19 protein-coding genes and 1 tRNA gene are annotated in these 24,094 nt (G+C 52.4%); 19 read left to right on the forward strand and 1 reads right to left on the reverse strand.

Translation table 11 applies throughout. The features are described from left to right. The first annotated feature begins 29 nt into the window (after nucleotides 1-29). The 18 genes from LDN30_RS08475 to LDN30_RS08560 all read left to right on the forward strand — a co-directional run bounded on the left by LDN30_RS08475 (nucleotide 30) and on the right by LDN30_RS08560 (nucleotide 21,621). Entirely contained in the window at nucleotides 30-1,148 is a 1,119-nt protein-coding gene (locus tag LDN30_RS08475; RefSeq protein WP_223926261.1) for a lysylphosphatidylglycerol synthase transmembrane domain-containing protein, read from the forward strand. A 98-nt stretch (nucleotides 1,149-1,246) separates the two neighbouring features. Next, on the forward strand, nucleotides 1,247-2,539 hold the full coding sequence (locus tag LDN30_RS08480) for a sigma-54 interaction domain-containing protein (RefSeq protein ID WP_223926262.1): 1,293 nt from the start codon (nucleotides 1,247-1,249) through the stop codon (nucleotides 2,537-2,539). Nucleotides 2,540-2,640: 101 nt separating this feature from the next. Further along, a complete protein-coding gene (locus tag LDN30_RS08485; protein ID WP_223926263.1) occupies nucleotides 2,641-3,156 on the forward strand; it encodes an LptE family protein in 516 nt (171 codons plus the stop codon). Between the two features lie 51 nt (nucleotides 3,157-3,207). Beyond that, nucleotides 3,208-4,068: a DUF8458 domain-containing protein gene (locus tag LDN30_RS08490; RefSeq protein WP_223929233.1), complete on the forward strand. Its 861-nt coding sequence runs from the start codon at nucleotides 3,208-3,210 to the stop codon at nucleotides 4,066-4,068. 36 nt (nucleotides 4,069-4,104) lie between these two features. Further along, nucleotides 4,105-4,515, forward strand: coding sequence for a preprotein translocase subunit SecG (gene secG, locus LDN30_RS08495; protein ID WP_223926265.1), 411 nt, complete (start codon nucleotides 4,105-4,107; stop codon nucleotides 4,513-4,515). An 82-nt stretch (nucleotides 4,516-4,597) separates the two neighbouring features. Further along, a tRNA-His gene (locus LDN30_RS08500) sits at nucleotides 4,598-4,673 on the forward strand. Between the two features lie 335 nt (nucleotides 4,674-5,008). Next, nucleotides 5,009-6,904, forward strand: coding sequence for a glutamine--fructose-6-phosphate transaminase (isomerizing) (gene glmS, locus LDN30_RS08505; protein WP_223929234.1), 1,896 nt, complete (start codon nucleotides 5,009-5,011; stop codon nucleotides 6,902-6,904). Between the two features lie 713 nt (nucleotides 6,905-7,617). Beyond that, the gene (locus tag LDN30_RS08510; protein WP_223929235.1) at nucleotides 7,618-8,250 is read left to right on the forward strand and encodes a sugar transferase; all 633 of its coding nucleotides are present in this window, start codon (nucleotides 7,618-7,620) and stop codon (nucleotides 8,248-8,250) included. A gap of 18 nt (nucleotides 8,251-8,268) precedes the next feature. Further along, nucleotides 8,269-10,902, forward strand: coding sequence for a polysaccharide biosynthesis/export family protein (locus LDN30_RS08515; protein WP_223929236.1), 2,634 nt, complete (start codon nucleotides 8,269-8,271; stop codon nucleotides 10,900-10,902). A gap of 21 nt (nucleotides 10,903-10,923) precedes the next feature. Beyond that, the gene (locus LDN30_RS08520) at nucleotides 10,924-12,147 is read left to right on the forward strand and encodes a Wzz/FepE/Etk N-terminal domain-containing protein (protein WP_223929237.1); all 1,224 of its coding nucleotides are present in this window, start codon (nucleotides 10,924-10,926) and stop codon (nucleotides 12,145-12,147) included. Then, nucleotides 12,144-13,484, forward strand: coding sequence for an MATE family efflux transporter (locus tag LDN30_RS08525; protein ID WP_223929238.1), 1,341 nt, complete (start codon nucleotides 12,144-12,146; stop codon nucleotides 13,482-13,484). The genes LDN30_RS08520 and LDN30_RS08525 overlap by 4 nt, the downstream gene beginning before the upstream one ends. 15 nt (nucleotides 13,485-13,499) lie before the next feature. After that, nucleotides 13,500-14,342: a glycosyltransferase family protein gene (locus LDN30_RS08530; RefSeq protein WP_223929239.1), complete on the forward strand. Its 843-nt coding sequence runs from the start codon at nucleotides 13,500-13,502 to the stop codon at nucleotides 14,340-14,342. Nucleotides 14,343-14,421: 79 nt separating this feature from the next. Continuing rightward, nucleotides 14,422-15,483, forward strand: a complete 1,062-nt coding sequence (locus LDN30_RS08535; protein WP_223929240.1) for a GumC domain-containing protein — start codon at nucleotides 14,422-14,424, stop codon at nucleotides 15,481-15,483. 1 nt (nucleotide 15,484) lies between these two features. Then, the gene (locus LDN30_RS08540; protein ID WP_223929241.1) at nucleotides 15,485-16,735 is read left to right on the forward strand and encodes an O-antigen polymerase; all 1,251 of its coding nucleotides are present in this window, start codon (nucleotides 15,485-15,487) and stop codon (nucleotides 16,733-16,735) included. Further along, the gene (locus LDN30_RS08545; RefSeq protein WP_223929242.1) at nucleotides 16,732-17,853 is read left to right on the forward strand and encodes a glycosyltransferase; all 1,122 of its coding nucleotides are present in this window, start codon (nucleotides 16,732-16,734) and stop codon (nucleotides 17,851-17,853) included. The genes LDN30_RS08540 and LDN30_RS08545 overlap by 4 nt, the downstream gene beginning before the upstream one ends. Before the next feature lies 1 nt (nucleotide 17,854). Then, complete coding sequence (locus LDN30_RS08550) at nucleotides 17,855-18,748, forward strand: glycosyltransferase (RefSeq protein WP_223929243.1); 894 nt, start codon at nucleotides 17,855-17,857, stop codon at nucleotides 18,746-18,748. A gap of 9 nt (nucleotides 18,749-18,757) precedes the next feature. Beyond that, complete coding sequence (locus tag LDN30_RS08555; RefSeq protein WP_223929244.1) at nucleotides 18,758-19,546, forward strand: glycosyltransferase family 2 protein; 789 nt, start codon at nucleotides 18,758-18,760, stop codon at nucleotides 19,544-19,546. Next, complete coding sequence (locus tag LDN30_RS08560) at nucleotides 19,546-21,621, forward strand: right-handed parallel beta-helix repeat-containing protein (RefSeq protein ID WP_223929245.1); 2,076 nt, start codon at nucleotides 19,546-19,548, stop codon at nucleotides 21,619-21,621. Before LDN30_RS08555 ends, LDN30_RS08560 begins: the two co-directional genes overlap by 1 nt. A gap of 21 nt (nucleotides 21,622-21,642) precedes the next feature. Here LDN30_RS08560 and LDN30_RS08565 read toward each other — a convergent pair whose 3' ends face one another. Next, complete coding sequence (locus LDN30_RS08565; RefSeq protein WP_223929246.1) at nucleotides 21,643-23,049, reverse strand: CotH kinase family protein; 1,407 nt, start codon at nucleotides 23,047-23,049, stop codon at nucleotides 21,643-21,645. Nucleotides 23,050-23,173: 124 nt separating this feature from the next. Between LDN30_RS08565 and LDN30_RS08570 the strand changes: the two genes are divergently transcribed. Then, nucleotides 23,174-24,091 (forward strand): glycosyltransferase family 2 protein, encoded by a 918-nt coding sequence (locus tag LDN30_RS08570; protein WP_223929247.1) that lies wholly within the window; start codon nucleotides 23,174-23,176, stop codon nucleotides 24,089-24,091. Nucleotides 24,092-24,094 lie beyond the last annotated feature (3 nt).

Raw genomic sequence — 24,094 nt, forward strand, 5'->3', positions numbered from 1 at the left:
AAAAACGAAACTGATAAAAGGCGCATATTTTGAAAAAGAAATACCAAAACGCATTCTTCATCTTCGGCATTGTAGTGCTCGCCGTGATGATTACGCAGCTGCCATTCAAGCAGGTGTGGGATGGCTTGCTACATGCTGGCTACTGGTTCTTTGCAGTGGTTGGACTGTGGTTTTTCCTCTATCTGTTCAATACTGCCGCATGGTATATCATCATCAAAGCGCAGAAACAGCATTCACAGCCTGCAACGGCCACGGCTCAGGACAACAGCAACGGCCAAGCAACAAACTCACCAGGGAAAGAGACAACGACCGAAGCCACGGCAGCTGCTACCGCAAAGCATGGCGATACAGTGGCTGATGGCAGGAGAAAAAACGTTACATTCTTCTGGCTGTACAAAGTTACAATCTCCGGCTTTGCGCTGAACTACGCCACTCCCGGCGGACTCATGGGCGGTGAGCCCTACAGAATCATGGCTCTGTCGCCGAGGATAGGTACCGAGAGGGCCTCGTCGTCAGTCATTCTGTACGTTATGACCCACATTTTCAGCCACTTCTGGTTCTGGCTCATCTGCTCGGTATTGTTCATTTTATTGCGCCACGTGACGTTTCTGACGGGCGTTATGCTCGCCGTCGTCATCGGAATTTGTCTGTTGGCGATATGGTTTTTCATGAAAGGATACAAACGCGGATTAGCTGTCAGCGGCATGAAACTCATCAGTCATATCCCCGGACTGCGCAAGCGGGCATCACGATTCATAAGCAATCACAGCGAGCAGTTGGCAACAATCGACCGTCAGATAGCCTCGTTGCACAACCAGAATCCACGAACTTTCGTCACAATCGTGGCACTGGAGCTCACGTGCCGGTTCCTGTCGGCTTTGGAGGTGTTCTTCTGCCTGCTCGTTCTCTACCCTTCGGTCAACTATCTCGACTGTATTTTCATTGTTGCCTTCACCACCCTTTTTGCCAACTTGCTCTTTTTCATGCCGTTACAGCTCGGAGGACGTGAGGGAGGATTCCTTATGTCGACAACAGGAGTGGGGCTGACAGCGGGGGCCGGAATATTCGTTGCCCTGATTGTAAGAATAAGAGAACTAATCTGGACAGCCATTGGCCTGCTACTGATAAAATACACCGGCGACAAGTGATAATGCAGAAAGCAGATAGTTAAAGTCTGCCAAATTTGCAGAAATATGAAATAAAATGTGTAATTTTGTCAGCCAATCAAAAACGGAATCAATTTCGCATGAATACAACTGAACTCCAAAGAATAAAGCAACGCTACAATATCGTAGGCAACGACGAGGCCCTCAACCACGCCCTCGACATTGCCTTGCAGGTAGCCCCCACCGACCTCAGCGTGCTCATTGTGGGCGAGAGCGGTGTCGGTAAGGAGATTTTTCCACGCGTCATACACGATAATTCGCCACGGCGACGCGAGAAATATTTCGCTATCAACTGCGGATCGATTCCTGAAGGTACCATCGACAGCGAACTCTTCGGACACGAGAAAGGTGCTTACACAGGGGCCATCGGCGAGAGCGAGGGCTATTTTGGCGTGGCAAACAAAGGAACAATCTTCCTCGATGAGGTCGGCGAACTGCCTTTAGCGACGCAGGCCCGGCTGCTGAGGGTGCTCGAAACGGGCGAATATATACGTGTCGGCGGACAAGAGATTCGCAAGACCGACGTGCGAATCGTGGCGGCCACAAACGTGAATATGAGGAAAGCCGTCAGCGAGGGGAAATTCCGCGAGGACCTCTATTATCGGTTGAACACCATTCCAATACACATACCGCCCCTCCGCGAGCGCGGCAACGACATCATACTGCTGTTCAGGCTCTTCGCCATGCAGATGGCAGAAAAGTACAGGCTGCCGAAAATTACGCTCACCGACGACGCCAAGCAGCTTATGCTCCACTACAAATGGCCGGGCAACGTGCGCGAGCTGAAGAATATAACCGAGCAGATGTCGGTTCTCAGCGAGAAACGCGAGATCGACGCTGAGGCCTTGGGAAAATTCATACCAAAGGATGAGGAGAGTACCGAACTGGCTACTATCCAGAGCCCTAACGGACGTCACAGCTATGAGAGTGAGCGCGAACTGCTGTACAAAATCCTCTATGAACTGCGCGGAAACGTTGCCGACCTGCGCCGCGACCTGAACACCGTGAGGAAACAACTCAACGAAGCACGCCAGTTGGAGGGCGTAGCCGGATTCGAGCGCATACCACAGGAGGGAGGAAACTTCCCTGCCGCTATCAACAATGGCTTTGGCGATGCAGGGCGACAGGGCAACAGCGCCGATGCCTGGAGCGACAGATCAAGACAGCAGACAGGTGGAAATCAAGTGGAAGACGCTGTGGCTGAGGAGATTGCCGAGCCGGAAAGCCTGAACCTCAACGACCTCGGAAGGCAGATGGTGGAGAAAGCTCTCGAGCGCAACAACGGCAACCGGAAGAAAGCTGCCCAAGAACTCGGAATCAGCGACCGTACACTCTACAGACGAATAAAGCAATACGGACTCGAAAAGAACTGACAGCAAGGGGAAGAGCAACAAACAGAATAATGTGCTGTTAGCTCAATACTTACGGTTCAACTGCCGGGAGAAGAGAGGTAAAAATCAACATAACGTCGAAAATGTCAACAAGAATAATATCACGAATAGTATCGGTATTGTGTCTGGCTTTACTCACCGCATGTTCAGTGAGTTACAAGCTCAACGGCGCAAGTATCGACTACACCAAGATAAAGACAATCCAAATTGCCGACTTCCCCAACAGAGCCGCATACGTATGGGGTCCGATGGCCCCTACATTCAACAACCAGCTCAAGGACCAGTTTGCCAGTCACACGAAGCTGCAACAGGTGAAACGTAACGGCGACTTGAAAATTGAAGGTGAGATAACGGCCTACACGCAACGCAACAAGAGTGTCAGCGCTGAGGGCTATGCGGCACAGACTGAGCTCGCTATGACCGTCAACGTGCGATTCACAAACAATAAGGATCATCATCAGGACTTCGAAAGGCAGTTCACGGCTACACAGTCGTATGAGACAACGCAAAGTCTGGCAGCAGTACAGCAACAGCTTGTACAGCAGATGATTGACGATCTCGTGGACCAGATTTTCAACGCTACGGTGGCAAACTGGTAAAACCAGAACACTGAAAGAACGGATACGGCAACAGATTCCATAATAACGACAATGAATCTTCAGCAATATATACTACATCCAGAGCTACTCGACCGGGGAACCCTCTACGAACTGAGGGCTCTTACCGCCCGATACCCTTACTATCAGCCGGCACGACTGCTCTTGCTGAAGAATTTATACCTGCTCCACGACTCCACATTCGACGAGGAGCTCAGAAGGGCTGCCATTTATGTTGCCGACAGACGGAAACTGTTCGAGCTCGTCGAGGCTGCGCACTATCAGCTCAGACAGGACCAGGAAAAGACATCGGAGAAGAACGTTCTCAGCGAAGGTACCACCATCGGCAAGCAAGAGGAAGAAACGGCAAAGACCGACAAGCAGCCGGCAGCAGACCGTACAACGAAACTCATCGACGACTTTCTCGAGCAGATTCCGCACGATGAAGAGAAAAAGGACACCGAAAAGGACACAACCGAAAGCGGTGGAAAAACGCCAAAACCCAAGAAAAGGCGCAAGCCGACCATTGCCGATGCCACCGGCGACTATATGGCCTACCTCATGGAGGTGGAAAGTGAGGACGAGCAGGAGGAAGAGACAAAAGACTCGCCACAGCTGAAGGGACAGAACCTCATCGATGACTTCCTGAACAACGACGACGGAAAGATAGAGCTCAAAGAGGACCCTGAATACGAGCCCGAGATTGAAGATAATAACAGCGACGATGATGATGATTCGGGCTTCTTTACCGAGACTCTGGCACGAATTTACATAAAACAGGGCCGATATTCAAAGGCTTTGGAAATAATTCGGCGATTAAATTTGATTTATCCAAAAAAAAGTCGTTACTTTGCAGACCAAATCCGTTTCTTGGAGAAATTGATTATAAACGAAAACAATACAAAAGAACAATAAACAAGAAAAAACATATAAAAACATACAAACTTTAAAATGGGAGCATACGTACTATTTGTAATTCTTATTGTCCTCGCCTCCATACTCATGATAGGCATCGTCCTCATCCAGGAGTCGAAAGGTGGCGGACTGGCATCCAATTTCTCATCGTCCAACCAGATTATGGGCGTCCGCAAGACCACTGACTTCATCGAGAAGGCTACATGGGGTCTGGCCATCGTAATGGTTATCTGCAGCATCATCTGCGCTCACGTGGCACCAACATCAACTGCCGACGAAAGCGTCATCGAGAAGACAGCTGGCGACAGCAAGACGAATCCGTCTACTCTTCCTAACTTCGGCGCAAGCCAGCAGCAGAAGCAGAACGCTGCACAGGGTGCCCAGAAAGGCGCAACACCAGCTGCCAACGGGGCTCAGAAGCCTGCAGCACCGGCACCAGCAAAATAATTTTAAAAAAAGTACGGAATTTATTTGGAGATAAAAAATAAATTCCGTACCTTTGCACTCGCTTTCCAAAAGAAGCCAATATGGTGGGCGTAGTTCAGTTGGTTAGAGCGTCAGATTGTGGTTCTGAATGTCGTGGGTTCGAGTCCCACCCCCCACCCTACCAAGTTACCCGTAGTTCAATAGAGCTACGGGATTTTATTTTTAGCAGGATTACATGTCTTTTTGTAAGCTATTAGCTTATTTTAAGTAGACTTATCATAGCTTTTCGAATTATTTGCATATCAAGTTGGGCGTTTCAAATAATTATTGTACATTTGCAATCGCATTCGTAAAAAGAAGAATATGAACTGTAAAAAAGTGACGGGAAGCCCGCTATAAGCAGGTTTTTAAGCAGAAATCCAACCACTTGCGGTGCAGGGATATAATAAATAAGCGGATGTCACGTTAATATTCATAGTAACTTATACATTTCATAATATAAAGGAAAATATTTATGTGCGGAATTGTTGGCTACATCGGAAGTCGTAATGCTTACGACATTCTCATCAAAGGTCTCCACCGACTGGAGTACCGCGGCTATGACTCAGCAGGAGTAGCACTCATTAATCCAGAAGAAAAGTTAAACGTATATAAGGCTAAAGGCAAGGTTTCCGACCTTGAGAATGCCGCAAAGAATCAGGATCTCACAGGAACTATCGGCATAGCCCACACCCGCTGGGCCACTCACGGAGAGCCATCGGTGAGAAATGCTCACCCGCACGTGTCGGAGTCGGGCAATCTTGCCATCGTCCACAACGGTATCATTGAGAACTACTCTGAGCTCCGCGAACAGCTGAAGGCAAAGGGATTCCACTTCAAAAGCGACACCGACACCGAAGTCCTCGTACAGCTCATCGAGTATGCTATGGACAAGCATCATACCAACCTTACACAATCTGTATGTCATGCACTGAGAAAATGCGTCGGAGCCTATGCCATAGCAGTAATCGACCGCCGGAACCCAAAGCAGATTGTGGCTGCGAGAAAGGGCTCACCGCTCGTCATCGGCGTAGGAAAGGACAACTCTGAATTCCTTGTTGCAAGCGACGCATCACCAATCGTGGAATACACAAAGAATGTAGTGTATATCGACGATGAGCAGGTAGTGACGGCAGAAATAGGAAAGCAGCTACAGATATGGAACCTTGACAAGACACGCGCCAACGTGAAGATTGACGAGGTGGATATGGACATCGACATGCTGTCGAAGGGCGGATTCCCGCATTTCATGCTGAAAGAGATCTTCGACCAGCCGAAAGTGCTGCGCGACTGCATGCGAGGCCGTCTCTTCGCCAAGACTTCCGACGAGGAGAAACGTTCCGGCCGCAACAACGATGTCAACGACAACGATGTCGTTCTCTCCGCCGTCAAGAACAACAAAGACAGACTCATGAGCGCAAAACGCTTTATCATCGTGGCTTGCGGTACGAGCTGGCACGCCGGACTGATTGGCAAACAGCTCATTGAACGTTACTGTCAGATTCCCGTAGAGGTCGACTACGCCAGCGAGTTCCGCTATCGTGACCCGATAATCTATCCTACCGATGTGGTCATTGCCATAAGCCAGAGCGGTGAGACAGCCGACACACTCGCGGCAATAGAACTGGCAAAGTCGAAGGGAGCGTGCGTATTCGGTATCGTTAACGCGGTAGGCTCAAGCATTGCACGGCAGACCGACACGGGTATTTATATCCACGTGGGACCGGAGATTGGTGTGGCCTCAACGAAGGCGTTTACCGGACAGCTTACTTGTCTGACTCTCCTCGCGCTCTGTCTCGGCCACTGCAAGGGGACTATCAGCAAAGATGAGTACGACGAGATGATACAAGAACTTGCCGTTATACCCGACAAGATGGAGCAGGTGCTCAAACTCAACGATGCAATCAAGACCATCAGCCGCACATACACCTATGCCACGAACTTCCTGTATCTCGGACGAGGATGGAACTATCCGGTGGCCCTGGAAGGTGCCCTGAAACTAAAGGAAATAAGCTATATACATGCCGAAGGATACCCGGCTGCCGAAATGAAGCACGGTCCTATAGCCCTTGTCGACGACCGCATGCCGGTTCTCTTTGTGGCAACGCACCACAAGCAGTATCAGAAGATCGTGTCGAACATGGAAGAGGTAAAGGCACGGGGCGGACATATCATCGCCATCATCACCGAAGGCGACACGGAAATTCCTAAGATAGCAAATGAGTGCATAGAGGTTCCGCAGACTCTCGCTCCTCTCGCTCCACTGCTCACGGTTATCCCGCTGCAGCTTCTTGCTTACCATGTGGCCGTATGCAAGGGTCTGAACGTCGACCAGCCACGCAATCTGGCAAAGAGCGTCACCGTAGAATAAATACAGAAACAATAAACCAAGAAACATTATATGGCAAGGGGGATTTCCTTTTTCGGGGGAATCCCCTTTTTTATGGTTCGTTCATCAGCAAGCATAATCCTGGAGAAATACGAAGAGACGAGAAAAACACTGGAAACAGAATGTAAAAATAAATCATATCATTTTACGTTTCGCCTCATCCTCGTACCTTACTGATTATCAACAGGTTACTAATACATGCCATTTTGCGTTGCAAAACGGGCCGTTTTAGGACGCCAAACGGGCCGTTTCGCAAGCTGAAATGGGCCGTTTTGAAGGCCGAAATGGTACGTTTGGGAATGATGTAAATATATTTCAACATCAGTTATTATTGCATCGCCCTTTCGGAACCATAAGAATACATGCGAAGGCGCAACGCTATTGATTAACCGCTGCACCAATAGGCTACACTTTAATTTGAGGGAAAGGCAAAAGGTCCTAACCTGAATCCGCATTGGTTCGGTTGTGCCAGAGTTATTGTTTATCAGAGCTCTACTACAAATAGGCCCTCTGCGAAGGAGCTGAAATCTTGCAATTATTATGCCATATCAGTCGAAACTCGTATGAAAGTGCCATACCTTTTTGGCCTTTTTTCACGTGAACATTCTTATAAGACAATAAAAAGCAGTAACTTTGCAACAAATTTGCAAAAATTGAGTTGTATTAGTAATGATGGGTACACACATCTGTAATAAATGAAGACAAAAGGAACAGTGGAAACAGCTCATGACTCCATGGGTCCAGTTCAACATACAATAAAGAGAATAACGGACATAGTATGCTCGTTAGGGGGGATTATTACCCTTTCGCCCCTGTTCCTAACCATCGCCATAATGATGAAATTACAGAACAACGGTCCCGTAATATTCCGACAGACAAGAATAGGATATAAAGGGAAACCGTTCGTCATTTTCAAGTTCAGGACCATGAGCAGCCTCGTTGAGGAGGAAGGACCACAATTAGTGGCCGCCAGCGACAGCAGCAATTCCACACGCCTCGAGCGGTTCCTGCGCGACCATCATCTCGACGAACTGCCACAATTGTGGAATGTTCTCAAAGGCGACATGTCGCTCGTAGGGCCGCGGCCGGAACGACAATTCTTCATCGATAAGATAATGCAGCACACCGACCGCTATCCGATCATCTACGAAATGCGGCCGGGGCTGACATCTGAGGCAACACTATACAATGGATATACCGATACCATGGCAAAGATGCTCCGCCGACTCGAAATGGACATCCACTACCTTGAGCACCGGTCGCTGTGGACTGACTTCCTTATAGTCGTAAAGACAGTTATAAACATTATCAGCGGAAAAAAATTCTAAGAAATTCCAACAAACGATATGAAAAGATACATCCTCATTGTTCTCTTGTCATTGCTGACATTAGGCACTTACGCACAGTCGTCAATGACCGACAATCAAGTTCTGGAGTTCGTCATGAAAGAGCACCAGAAAGGAACCTCTCAGGCACAGATCGTCACAAAACTCATGCAGAGCGGTGTCGACATCAGCCAGATCAGGCGCGTTCGGCGAATGGCCGAGAAACTGCAGGCAAGCACCACTGAGGGTGTGGGCCGGAGAGAGACCACTGGCAGCCGCCAACGCCGCAACATCGGGATGAGCTCCTCAAAAGGGCGCAACTCAGAGGATATAACCAACGAAACCCGTGATATCTACGACGAGCATGAGGTGAAAGCCAATAAATACTCAAACATGCGGCTCCGCCCCGACGACGATGATGAGGACAACACCTACGACGAGTATAATCCCGACTACGTAGAGATGCAGGACGAGATGAACGACTGGATGCCTGCTGATACGGCTGCAATGTACCGCCAGTTGGTAAAAAGGCTGAAGAGAGAGAAAGCAAAGAAAAAGATTTACGGCCATGACCTCTTCTCCCAAAAAAGCCTCACGTTCGAGCCAAATGAGAATGTTGCCATGCCGCGCAACTATCGTCTTGGCCCAGGCGATGCCGTATTCATCGACATCTACGGTGCATCGCAGAAGTCAATAGAAGGCACCGTGGCCCCCGACGGCATGCTCACCATTGAGGGATTCGGTCCCATTAATGTCAACGGACTTACCGTAGAACAGGCCAACGCACGCGTCAGAAGCCGGTTGGGACGCCGCTACAGCAGTTCAAAAATCCGTCTGTCAGTAGGTTCCACACACTCCATTCTCATCAATGTCATGGGAGAGGTGAAGAAACCGGGAACATACACGCTGTCAGCATTCTCGACAGCATTCAACGCTCTCTACGCCGCCGGTGGCCCAAGCGACTTGGGAACACTGCGTAATATCAAAGTCTACCGCCACAACAGGCTCGTCAGCCACATCGATGTTTACGATTATCTGCAGAACGGACGTATCTCTGGCAATATCAAGTTGGCCGACGGCGATGTGATTGTCGTAGGTGCCTACGACTGTCTTGTCAATATCTCCGGCAAGGTAAAGCGCCCGATGTACTACGAGATGACCCGGCGCGAGAGTCTTGGCACCCTTCTGCGCTATGCGGCAGGATTCTCCGGCGATGCCTACACGAAGTCGGTACGCGTCTTCAGAAAGACCGGACGCGAGTACTCCATATATAATGTCAACGAGTTTGACTTCTCGTCATTCAACCTTCACGACGGCGATTCGGTTTCTGTCGACTCCGTTCTTCCGCGCTACGAGAATATGGTTGAGGTTAAAGGAGCCGTCTACCGTCCTGGTAAATACCAGGTTGGCGGCGACATCAACAGCGTCAAGACCCTTATAGAGGCTGCCGACGGCCTCACCGAGAGCGCGTTCACGCCGCGCGCCGTCATGCACCGCCGCAAGGCCGACCGCACGCTGAAAGTCATTTCCGTCGATGTAGAGGGAATAATGTCGGGCAAAGTAGCCGACATTCCATTACAGAACGAGGATGTGCTCTTCATTCCCACCAAGGCCGACGTGATGCAGGAGCAGACAATCTCTATCCATGGTGAGGTACAGTATCCGGGAACATATAAATACGCTGACAATGAGACACTTGAGGACTTTGTCCTCCAGGCCGGAGGATTGAAGGAGAATGCCTCTACCGCCAAGGTCGATGTCAGCCGCCGCACATACGACCCGAAGGCTACAACGAGCGACTCCATCACCGCGCACATCTATTCTTTCGCACTGAAAGACGGATTTGTCGTTGACGGCGAGCAGGGATTTGTCCTCGAGCCTTACGATGAGGTGTATGTCCACAAGAGTCCTGGCACGAACCGTCAGGAGAACGTTGAGGTCAAAGGTGAGGTACCCTTTGCCGGCACCTATGCCCTGCCGACCATCAGCACTCGTCTGAGCGACATCATCAAGGCCGCCGGAGGCCCCAACAACGTGGCCTACATAAAGGGTGCACGCCTCGAGCGTAAGGTCAACGACAGCGAGCGTAAGCGTATGGAGGACGCTCTGAAGATGGCCCGCGACCAGCAACAGCAGTCGATGCTCGAGATGGCGGCACGAAGCCAGAACGCCGGTGCCGTAACCCAGGTTATGCAGCAGAACCAGAATGCGGCTTTGGAGAAGTTCCAGATTCCTGAATACTACTCAGTAGGTATCGAGCTCGACAAGGCCCTCGCCCACCCCGGCAGCAGCGCCGACATCATTCTCCGCGAGGGCGACCGCATAACTATCCCGCAATACAATGGAACAGTAAAGATCAACGGAGCTGTGATGTATCCTAACTCCGTAGGATATGTCGAGGGAAAGAGCGTCAGCTACTACATCGACCAGGCTGGCGGATTTGCAAGCAATGCCAAGAAGCGGAACACTTATATCCTCTATATGAACGGAATGGTGGCAAAGGTAGGCCATAATGCAAAGGTTCGTCCGGGCTGCGAGATTGTTGTTCCGACAAAGGCCAACTCCAAGCTCAGCATGGCCGAGACCCTCAGCATCGGCTCCAGCGCAGCTTCTATCGCTGCCGTCATAGCCACAATTGCCAACTTAGTGAAGTAAAAGGATAAACATCAACTACAAATGAACTGGCAGAAACTTAACGAAGTAGAGACATATACACGTCTGTGGGACAAGTTCAAAGGACTTTTCCGCAGACGCAAGCATAACCATAACGACGAATCTTCGGCCGAAGAGACCATCGAGACAGCCGACGACGGCAAGTTCTATAAGATTGTTCTCGACACCTACAGCCTCATCAGGGTACTGAAGAGGGATAAGTGGTGGATGGGACTGACCGTACTTGTGTTCGGCGTTGTGGCAGCCATAGCCTCTTTCAAGATTCCCGATATCTACAAGTCGAGCCTTATGCTTGCACCTGAAGAGACCGGCAACAGCCTCAGCTCGAACATTTCCTCACTGGCCTCGATGGTCGGTATGGACATGAAAGTCGGTGACAGTCAGGATGCTATCTACCCCGAGATATACCCCGACGTTGTCAGCTCCACCAATTTTGTGTGCAGTCTGTTCAATGTCATGGTCACTACCAAGGACGGAAAAGTCACGACAACATACTACGATTATCTCAACAAGCATCAGAAATCGACACCGTGGGACGACTGGAAAGAGTCGCTAATTGAGAAGTTGGCCAAGCCCGACAGCACTGAAAACGGCTTTGCCGGCAACGGCTCCGCCGCCAATGGGCAGGTCAATCCTTTCCGTCTGACGAAGAAACAGGACGGCATCGCCAAGGCCATCGCCGGCAACATCAACTGCAGCGTTGACAAGAAGACCAACGTTATCTCCATTGAGGTGACCGACCAGGACCCCGTTGTCGCTGCCACGATGTGCGATTCCGTCAAGGTCAGGCTCCAGAAATTCATCATCGACTACCGTACTAAGAAGGCCCGCAACGACGTTGCCTACGTCGACCGCCTGTACAAGGAGGCCAAAGCCGAATACGACTCTGCGCGTCGCGCCTATGCCGCTTACTCCGATGCCCATCAGGACCTGGCGCTTCAGGAGTATCAGTCGAAGCAGGAGGACCTCGAAAACGAGATGCAGCTGAAGTATAACATATACACTCAGTGCGTGCAGCAGCTCCAGCTCTCACGTGCGAAGCTTCAGGAGAAGACCCCCGTGTTCACCGTTGTACAGCAGCCCACCGTGGCCATCAAGCACAGCAACACCCCGAAAGCGGTGATTGTTATCTTCGCCTTCGCTTTAGGATTCTTCATCCGCTTCACATATATTCTTTTCAGCTACAACAAGGAAATATTCAGAAAGGTCGAGATTCAGAATCAATGATATCTGTTTTAGGCGACAACAAAAGGACTGCTTTAGTCCGGAAGAACATCATATTCTCATTCCTCATAAAGGGATGGTCGTGTCTTGTGATGTTTCTGATGGTAAGACTGACCCTCGATTATTTAGGAGAATATCAGAACGGAGTCTGGCTTACCATCAGTTCCATGCTCGTTCTCATCGACAATATGGATATCGGTCTGGGCAACGGCCTCCGCAATACCCTTGCTACGGAGCTTGCCCACGGCAATATTGAGAAAGCCCGCGAGGCCGTCTCTACAACCTTTTTCATGCTCATCATTGTTATCGTTCCGGTAGCCCTGATCCTCATAGGCATCACGCAAGGCATTGATGTATACCGCTTTAACAATGTAAACCCGTCTCTCGTCCCCAACTTGGAGACGATTATCGTCGTTGCAATAATATTCATTTGCTCGACGTTCGTATTCAAATTCATTGGCAATTTCTACCTCGGACTGCAATTGCCGGCGGCCAACAACCTTCTTGTCACGTGCGGTCAGACCCTCGCTTTGGCAGCCACATTCATTTTCTATCTCACCACCGAGCGTTCGCTCCTTATCGTTGCGATAATCAATACGGCATCGCCATTGGCTGTCTACCTGCTCGCTTATCCCTATACTTTCTATCATAAGTATAAGAATCTTCGTCCGTCTTACAGATTCTTCAATAAGGACCGTCTCAAGGGGCTGTTCTCTATTGGTGTGAAATTCTTTATCTTGCAGATTGCCGGAGCAGTGATTTTCCAGACTTCAAATATCATCATTTCCAAGCTTTTCACCCCTTCGGCCGTCACGCCCTATCAGATTTCGTACCGCTATTTCAGCCTTGTCCTACTGGCTTTTTCCATCATCTGTACGCCATATTGGACCGCCACAACCGATGCTTACGAGCGTCATGACTTTGAATGGATAAAAAAGTCGGAGCGCAGAATGAGGATAATCTTCCTCCTTATGCTCGTTCTTATAAGTATCATGACGGCCGTTTCCGGAATCGTTTACCACGTATGGATCGGCAATTCCACAACAATCCCACTCTACCTGACCATTGGTATGGGGGTCTACTTTTTCGTTCTCATTCTCAGCCTGGGTTATTCCTATTTCCTCAACGGCATGGGACTTCTCCGCATTCAGCTGATTACGACGACCATCTCGGCCATCATATACATTCCATGCACATATCTTGGCTACTATGTCTCACATAACATCCTCAGTATCATTGTGGTACTGATTCTTGTCAACCTACCGGGACTATGCATGAACATTGTCCAATTCCGCAAGGTTGTGAACGGAACGGCAAGTGGCATCTTCCTCAAAAAATAACAAAGGCACAGAAGTATGAGAACATTAGGTTTCGTAACATTATATCATCCCGATGCCGCTCTGACGGCAAGCAACCTGAGGACCTACCTTCCTTGGGTTAACCAGCTCGTCGTATGGGACAATACCCCCGGCGCGAACGACAACCGCCGTTGTCTCGATGCGCTCTTGGCCGACGAGGCCGAAAAACTAATCTGGATGGAGAATGGTCAGAACTTAGGCATAGCCCGCGGCCTCAACTATGCCTTACACAAGGTTCTTGACGGTGACTTCGACCTGCTTCTGATGATGGACCAGGACAGCAACTGGCCCGACTGCGGCAGTTTCATGCAAGCCGTCGCCCGCCTTCACGGTACCGATGCCACCATTGGAGCCTTCACCCCGAACGTCAGCGGACTCGAACCGCAAACGACCGACATCGCCGACAAGGACTTTTTCATAACCTCCGGCACCGTCCTCACCAGGGAAGCAATAAGGGGAATAGCCCCCGTCGACGAGACTTTCGCCATCGACGCCCTCGACAACGAATGCTCAATAGCAATCCGCGAAAAAGGATTCCGCATCGTATGCCTCACCCGTCACGTTCTGAACCACCATATCGGCAACCGAAAATATTCAAAAATACTCCACATCGGAACCCCCGATTACAATGCGGCGAGAACCTACGGCATGTGCCGCAACCACATCATCCTTATCCGAAAACGGAAGAAAAGCTTGCCGTTCCGAAAGAAGATGTACTTCATCAAGGAATACATTATATATAAACTGATTAGGATTCTATTGGTTGAGGGCGACAAAGGGCACCGACTGCAAATGCTCATCAAGGGCATCCGGGATGGGCTTACTTACAAGATAAGATGACGGTCGGCAGCTGCAAACGGCATAGCGGCTACAACCCGAATGACGAAAGCCCATCGACCGTCTAACAAACAATGACTCAATGACTAACGAGCATAACGACACTATAATCCAACACACGCCATGGAGCGCGTTCAACGAGTGCAGGAGACACTATCTTCTGTACCTCTTGGCTGTTGCCTTCACCGTCGTCGAGACAGTAATTTACACTGCCTCCACGCCGAAACGCTACGCTGCCTTCACCGAGCTGTCCAACGAGCATAAGGAAACCGACCTCCTGCTCGGAATGAGCAATATCTCGGCATGGCTGAAAACGATGCCGGGAGCCGACGACGAGGAGGGCATGCGCAACCCGGAAGTCTACAACAACGTCATCCATTCCGACAGTTTTGTCAATATCGTTGGCAGTACCTATCTCGATAAATATCACATCACATACAAGGACTACCTATATAAAAACCGCCGTCCGGGCCTTTTCAGCGACGACAACGGTGCAACCCCCACTACCGCCGCCGACAAGCGCCTATACCAGACAGCCCTCATCAAGGACCACATCGTGAGCGAGGCGTCGGGCCGGATGGGCACTATCAAGATACGCGTCGACGACTACGACCCCACCGTAGCCGCCATCATCGCCGACACCGTCACCCTGCGCCTCCAGGAATATCTCGCCCATCACCGTCTTCAGGGCATCGAGCTGAAGGTGGCCAAGGCTAAAAGCCTCATGCTCAGCGCCCGTAAGGCTTACTACAAGGCCCAGGCCGAATATGCCAAATATGCCGATGCACACGACAGCACCACCCTCGTCAAGGAGCAGTCGACCATAGAGGACAAGATGAAAAAGAGGGACAACGCCTTCGCCGAATATCAAAAGAATACAATAGAATACTACCGTCAGTCGGCTTTTCTGCACCGTTCCTCACCGGCTTTTGCTGTAGTCTACTATTCGACGACGCCCCGCGACCCCTACACCCCATCGCCAATCGTCAACTTTTTCGCTGTCCTGACCATAGCGGTAATCCTCGTCACATGGTTCATACTCATCCGCAAGACGCGAAGCCGCACCGCCACAGGACCGCAATCGCTCAGCGTAAATGATGCAGAGCAGCAGATGCCGGAAAGCGAAATGAGCAAAAAAATATAAAATGGACATAGCATTAATCATCATATTCGTCATATTGTTGGTAGTCTTCAGAGCCCTGAAGGTTGGCGACTACTTCTCTCCCTGGACACTGACCATCGGAGTATGGCTCGCCATTCTCGTCATGTTCCAGTTTGAGTCGGGCATTCTATACCCCTTAGGGCCGAAATTCTACACCAGTCTGTGCCTCTGGGTGCCCATTTTCACCGTCTCTTCGCTCGTCACATACTACTTCTTGCCGGGTGTGGCACGCCCCGCAACGGCCATCGTCAGCGACTTCAAGTGCAATATGACCATCTTCGATGTACTCTTTTATATATCGATGATCATTTCCCCGCTGTACCTTTGGCAGATTCTGAAGATTGTCACCATGTTCGACACTCAGGACCTTCTCTACAATCTTCGAATTCTGTCGGTGTCGAAAACGCAGCAGTTGGGATTCCTCAGCTATGCCAGCATCATCAACCAGTCGCTGTTTATAGTAGCCGTATGGAAGTTTCCGAAAATTCCACTATGGAAACTTCTCTGTATCGTCGTGGCCAGTTTCATGTGCGCCTTCGCCATCATGGAGAAAGGCGGAATATTTTTCATGTTCCTTTCCACGATTTTTGTCCTCTTCGAGAAAAAGGTCATCAAGCCGCGGACGATAGCCATCGCCGGGGCCGTTCTTATCGTACTTTTCTATCTTATGAACGCCGCCCGCGAGGTACAGTCCGACAAAAACGCCGAAAGCATGACCTTCGTCGACTTCTTCGCCATCTACATCCTCTCGCCGGCCGTGGCCTACGAGAAGGTGGCCCGCGACATAAGCACGCAGATTGGCTCCCACACCTTTGAAACACTTTATCTCTTCCTCGCCCGCTTCGGCTATCAGGTGGAGGTCAACGACAAGCTCCAGGAGTTCGTCTGGGTACCCCTTCCCACCAACGTGTACACCATTTTCCAGCCTTTTTACCAGGATTTCGGACAGAGGGGCGTGGCCTTTTTCGCCCTCGTCTATGGTTTCTTCTCCGGTCTGTCCTACCGCGCCTTCACCAACGGCAGCGGTTTCGGCAAATGCATCTATTCGTATATCGTCTACGCCCTCGTACTGCAGTTCTATCAAGAGAATATCTTCCTAAGTATCGTGGCCGTAATCCAGTTCTCGTTCTTCACCTTTATTATAGCGCAGGACGTTTTCCGGGCCGAATTCTTCGTAAGCAACAAGGAAATCGCCGACAATAATCAATCATCATCGACATCACCAGAACAATGACAAAAACTATACTTCACATATCAAAATATTATTACCCCGACGAGGGCGGCATAGAGACTGTGGCCAAATACCTCGCCGAGGGACTCACCGACTATCGTAATATTGTCATCTGCTACGCTGGCAGCGGACCCACCCGCACCGACACCGTCAACGGCACGACAGTATGGCGCGTAGCCCCGTCGCTGAACATCGCGTCGCAGGACATCTGCTTCAGCTACTGCCACTATCTGCGGAAGGTATGCCGCGAGTACGACCCCGACATTGCCATCATCCACTGTCCCAACCCTTTCGTCTACCCCATAGCGATGAACATTCTTCCAGCCCACTGCAAGAAAATCCTGCTCTGGCACTCCGATATCCTCACCAAGGGCATTCTCTACAAGGCCATAAAGCCCTTCGAGACATCGGCTCTGAAGAAGTCCGACCTCATCCTCGCCACGAGTCCTAACTACATCGACCCGTCGAGTCCTATATACCGGTACCGCGACAAGGTGAAAGTGCTCCAGAACGGGATGATAGCCACCGATTTCGACATCCGCGACGGTGATGCCGAACGCATAGCAGCAATAAGAGCCACCTACGGCAACAGAAAGCTAATCCTATTCGTTGGCCGCCACATACCATATAAAGGCATCGACAAGCTCATCGAGGCCTCACAATATATTACCAGCGACTGCCGCATACTCATTGCCGGACGCGGGCCCGAGACCGAACGGCTGAAAGCCCTCGCTGCCGGCAACGACAGGATAGTCTTCCTCGGCAAGGTCAGCAACGACGACCTGCGCTGCTACTACCATGCTGCCGACATCTTCGGATTTGCGAGCATCACCAAGCAGGAAGCCTTCGGCATAGCCCTCGCCGAGGCCATGTACTGCGGATGCGTGCCAGTGACTTTCCACATCGAAGGCTCCGGAGTCAACTGGGTGAACGTCAAGGGCGTTACCGGCGAAGAGGTACCCCTCAACGATGTCAGGGCCTATGCCGCTGCCGTCGACAGAATTCTCGCCGACCCCGACTTGCAGCGCCGATACGCCGAGGCAGCCCGGAAGCGAATACAGGATAATTTCACCGACAGCCGCTCTGTAGAGGTGGCACGACACATTCTCAGCCAACTATAAAATGCAACACGTCAACGTTCTTCTATCAACATACAACGGCAAGCGGTACATGCGCGAGCTCATCGACTCCATCATAGCCCAAGAGGGGGTGAGCACCGATATCCTTGCCCGCGACGACGGGTCCACCGACGGCGACACCCAGCGCATCCTCGACGATTATCAGCAGCGGGGACTGCTCACGTGGTATCAGGGCGAAAACCTCCGTCCGGCCCACAGCTTCATGCAGCTCCTTGCCGATGCCCACGAGGCACCATTCTACGCCTTCGCCGACGAGGACGACTACTGGCAGCCCGACAAGCTCGCAACGGCCGTCAAGGCCTTGGAGCCCTACACCGGACAGCCAGCCTTGTACTTCAGCCGCACCCAGCTCACCGACGAGAACCTAAACCCCATTTCCGGACCGGTAATCAATCCGCTGCTCACCTTCGGTGAGTCGCTCGTCTATAAGTTCATTCCCGGCTGTACAATGGTGTTTAACAAGGAGTTACGCGACATCGTAAACACCTTCAGAGCCGATTTCGTACCGATGCACGACATCTGGATTTACAGCATCGCCCTGGCCGTAAAGGCCAAAGTCGTCTTCGACCCTCAGCCCCACATCCTCTACCGGCAGCACGGCGACAACACCATCGGACAGGGACAGGGACAGATGCACGAGTGGCACCGGCGCCTCAAACGCCTCAACAGCCACGAGCGCTACCGCCAGGCCTGCGAACTGCTCCGGGGCTACGCACCGTTCATGGGCTCCGACGAACTCGACACGCTGTCGACATTCGTCAATGCGCGCCAATCCCTCGCTGCCCGTCTGCGACTCATCGGCGACAAGCGTTTCGTATGTGCCGACAGCCGCACCTACCGCCTCTTCCAGCTCGCCGTTCTGCTCAATATTTACTAAGTCAAGACAATGGAGAAACCAATAAAGATAACAATGATAACGCCCTCGTTCAACAGTGCAGCCACCATCGACCGCACCATAACGAGCGTATTGTCGCAAAACTATCCCAATCTCGAATACATTATCGTCGACGGAGCGTCGACCGATGCCACCCTCGACCGCGTCAGGAGCTACGGCGACAGGATCACACACGTCATAAGCGAACCCGACCACGGCATCAGCGAGGCTTTCAACAAAGGCATCAGGATGGCCACGGGCGACGTTATAGGCATCATAAACTCCGACGACTACCTCCTCGCCGGGGCCTTGCAGAAGGTCAACGAGGCCTTCGACGGCACAACCGACATATACCAGGGCAATATCCTCATGCGCGACCCCGCCACCGGCTACGAGTGCCGCGAGGTGCCATCGGAGCGCTTTCCCGTCATGCCATTCTTCTGTCATGTGGCCCACCAGGGCATGTTCGTCACCCCGCATGCCTACCGGCGCATAGGCCTTTACGACGAGAGCGTGCGCTGGCCCATGGACCTCGAATTCCTCATGAGGGCCTATCGCCTCCACGCCTCCTTCCGCCGTATCGACTACGACATGGCAGTTTTTGTGGCCGGAGGATTCACATCGAACGACATCCGGCGGAAAAAGGCCGACTATCTGCATATCGTCAGGAGCAACGGAGGGTCGTGGCTGCAAGCTCAAATCTACTATCGCTACCTCGTACTCACACAGGTTGCCAAGCACATTCTCAACAAAATAAGCCCCAATTTCGGGCAGAAACTGCGCTACCGGAGGGCAAGATAATGCATCGCATCATCGTCATCATAGCCACAATCGTCAGCGTTGCCGTCACGGCGGTGGCCCAGACACAGATTTATGTAGCCCCGACAGCCGCAGCCGGTGGCGACGGTTCACGTGCCCGTCCGTTCTCGTCGGTAGCCGAGGCCATCCACAAAGCCACAGCGGTCAAGGGCCGTAAGGTAACCGTCAATGTCCTCCCGGGCAACTACCTCCTCACCGCGCCAATCGAAATCACGGCCTCCGCGGCAGCTGCCATCACCGTCCGAGGCACCGGCAGCAGCCCCTCGCGAATCATCGGAGGGCGGCCTCTCAGTGGCTGGAGGCCCATAGGCAACGGCATCATGGCCACGGTCTATAGTCCGAAGGACACCGCCGACAGCGACATCCGTCAGCTCTACGTCGACGGACTGCGGGCACAGTCGGCGCGGACACCCAACGACGGATGGATAACCGTCAGCGACATGCGTCAGCAGCGCACCGCCGACGGTGTCAACCACATCGATATCATGTTCAGCAAGAGCGACTTACGCCGTCTCGCAGTCCTCTCCGCTAATGAGACTAAGGCCATGCGCGTGCGCTTTTTCCACAACTGGGATGTCACCACGTGGCGCCCCACTACCGTCAACGTATTGTCATCGACAATGCAGTTCAGCGGACCGGGAGTCTTCACGCCGCCCCTCAACCCCATACAGAAAGGCAGCCGCTGCGTATTTCTCGACTATCCCGAGGCCGTCGACTCCGCTGGCGAATGGAGTTTCGACAGGAGCCGCCGACGCATAATCTACAAACCGCGCCACGGCGAGACCATCGGCGAGGCTTTCGTGCCCACACTCTCACGTCTGCTCACCATCCACGGCTCACAGACCAAGCCCGTAAGCAATATCACCTTCGAGAATATCGACTTCGAATGTACCGCCCACACCACACCCGCCGACGGCGACGGCCCCACGCAGGCGGCGGCATCGTGGCCCGCAGCCATCGACATAGCCGGTGCCAGCGGCATCGTATTCCGTGACTGCGTAATCAGGAACACCGGCGAATCGGCAATATGGTTCCACGACAACACCCACGGCAGCAGCGTCGTCCACTGCTACTTCTACGACCTCGGGGCCAGTGCCGTGAAGATTGGCGAACCCACGTTCAACGCCCACGAGGCCACCGTGCCCTACGCCATCACCGTCGACAACAACATCATCCACCACTGCGGACAGGAAATGCCGTGCGCCGCCGGCGTGCTTCTGCTCCAGGCCCGGGGCGTCAGCATCACCCACAACGACATCGGCGACCTCTACTATTCGGGCATCTCTGCTGGATGGACATGGGGATACAACAGTGCCACACAGCACAGTGCCATAGCCGATAACACCATAGCCTACAACAACATACACCACATTGGCTGGCGGCAGACATCGGACATGGGCGGCATCTACACCCTCGGCGAGCAACCGCGCTCAACGATAAAGGGAAACATCGTCCACGACGTACTGTCGTACGATTACGGAGGATGGGGAATATACACCGACGAGGGCTCAAGCTACCTGACCATCACCGACAACCTCGTCTACAACACGAAGAACGGGAGCTACAACCACCACTATGGCAAGGCAAACATCATAAAAAACAACATCTTTGCCAACGGCACATACTATCAGATGCAGTACTCGCGCATCGAGAGCACCGTGTCGTTCACGTTCACGAATAATATTGTCTACTACACCTCCGGCACCACACTCACGGGCAACTGGCTGAAAGGCAACATCGTCATGGACAACAACATATACTTCAATCCCAACGGCCACTACGACTTTGCGGGACTGTCGTGGCGCGACTGGCAGCAGCATCACGATGCCCATTCGCTGACCGTCGACCCGCTGTTTGTGGCTCCCGCCCGTGGCGATTTCCACTTTGTCAGTACCGAGAATGTCCGCCGTATCGGTTTCCAGCCCTTCGACTACTCGCAGGCCGGTGTCTACGGCTCTGCGGCGTGGCGGCAGAAAGCACAGCTCCCCGCCGCCACCGTGGCGCGATTTGCCGCTATGGGCAGTGCCGACGGTGTCAACAGGGAGCTGGTCTACTAATCCGTTGAAAAACTGTAACGGTTATCTGTTCACATACTTACGGCCATGACGGATGACAACACCCTTGGTGTCGGGAGCCACTTCCTGACCCATAAGGTTGTAGGTCCGTCCGTCGCCGGTATCATGGCGTAAATTCAATTCCTCAATGCCGTTCGTAGTGGCGGCGATAAGGCTGTCGAGGACTGTTTCCCGATTGCTGAGCCAGCCCTCTATAGAGTCGATATTCTCGCTGACAGTACTTCCGAAATTCCGTGCCCAACCATGGCCCCAGCGGGCATCATCGGCCGTCCACGACTTCTCGAGGGCCACTGCCTCATCGCTTGCGCGGTAGTTCTCGAGGTAGTCGTGCATGGCGGCTAAAACGCTGTCCTTCACCGAGTTCCACCTATCGTCATACGCATTGGCAAACGTTCTGTTGCTGCTCGCGAAGAGATACTGATAGTAGAACTCGTTATGCACGCGCGCAAAATTATCGCGATAATCCTTACCGAACTCGGCGTCGAAATCCCACGCCGGGCCCATCAGGAACCGGCTGGAGCCCGTACTGTCCTTCTTCGTCAGGAAACGGTTTGATCCGGCGCTGTCGCTCGTCCCGAGAATATCATGGATGAGCAGCCAGTTGACGAACGATTCAACTTCGATGGTTTTCTCATAGGTACCGTTGAGGATGGAATTCTCCATGTCGGCCACGGCACTTTTGATATAGGCTAACTGCGCGTCGGTAATATCTTCAGGGTCGGGATACTTGAAAGTAAACTTATAGAAGTACTGGTTGATGACCCCGTCGAACGACAAATCCTCGTTCCACCAGTAAGGATCGCTCTCGATGACGTACCCTTCCTTACCCACGTTTATGCGGCAGTCCTTGTTCCGCTCCACCGTCTCCGAGAGCATATACAGCCCTCGGTAGTCGCCGTTGAATACGAGGTTGACATACTTCATGGCCGGTGTCCACGGCTGTCCCATCAGCCGGCAGAGCTCCAGGCTCACGAGCGTATTGAGGTTGCACCAGTCGTTCTTCAGCAGAGCCCAGTTCTTGTCGGCGTAGGTGGAGCCGCGGCCAAGCATGTCGCCCTTCTTCTGCAGTTTAATCTTGAACGCTTTCTTGTCCACCGCGCTGCTCGAGTTGCCGCGGAACTTGACGGTCATGCCGCTCTTCTTGGCCACATAGTCGCCGCTGTCGAAGATAGTATCGCCCTCGGCCGACAGAACGACAACGCGGCCGGGTACCTTCGTGGCGTTCTTTATGCCCGTACCGATACAGCCCTCAGGGGGATAGACAACATCTGCTGTGGGTTCCTCACCGCCGACAGTCTCGACAACGACTACCGGAAGGCCTAACCGCAACACTGAGTCGACGGTCAGTTTCATGGCACTTGCCGACAATGCCGACAGCACCGTTACTAAGAGTAACAATAGTCTTCGCATAAGCTATTTTATTTCAGGTTTAAGATTCTGCACAAAGTTACGGATTTTTTTCGCCAAAACCAAACGATTGGACTAAGAATAAAACCGGCAATTCTAATTATTTTATGTACCTTTGCATCCGGTAATGTCACAAAAGATTCTCCTCTCGGTCATCATCCCCGCTTATAACGTCGAGGACACGATAGCGCGCTGCGTCGACAGCGTGCTCAGGCAGGACGTTGCCGGTATGGAGCTGATCATCGTCGACGACGGCTCCACAGATGCCACACCATCGCTCTGCGATGCCTACACCGCAAATCCGGCCGTTACCGTCGTCCACACCGTCAACGGCGGACTCTCCGTGGCTCGCAACAACGGCATCGAAAGGGCGCGTGGCGAACTGATAACCTTCGTCGACTCCGACGACTACCTCGCCGACAACACCTACGGACGGCTCGTCGACATAGCCACAGCGCACCCCGACTACGACATCATCGAGTTTCCAGTGGTTAAGGAGGACGGCACGACGGAGCTCTTCCGCACCGCTCTCACCGACACCGTCTACACCGATATGGCGCAGTACTGGACCGACGGCCGCGCCTACGCCCACTCCTACGCCTGTAACAAGGTGTACCGCCGACGCCTCTTCGACGAGGTGCGGTTTCCACGGGGCCGGAAATTCGAGGACGCAGCCACGCTGCCGCTCCTCCTCCGCCACGCACGGGCCGTCAGGACCGTCACCACAGGACTCTACCACTACACTTTCAACCGCAACGGAATTACGGCGCGCGCCGATGCCAAAGCCCTGAGGCAGCTCCTCGATGCCCACCGGCCGCTCATCGGCGACAGCAGGCTTAGGGCTTACAAAGGCTTTGCCGACTACTATTATAACGTGCTGAACATCCAGATAAGTCTCTACACGGTCAGCGGTGACGATGCCGACATCGTACTGCCTACCCTTCCCTACCGCCAGAATACGAAGCTCCGACTGCTTCATATCCTCGGTATGCGCAATCTGTGCCGCCTCTTCCGGCTCGTCTACCACCTCACCGGCCGGCAGTAAGAG

It is taken from the genome of Prevotella lacticifex, from assembly GCF_019973375.1.
Lineage (GTDB): Bacteria > Bacteroidota > Bacteroidia > Bacteroidales > Bacteroidaceae > Prevotella > Prevotella lacticifex.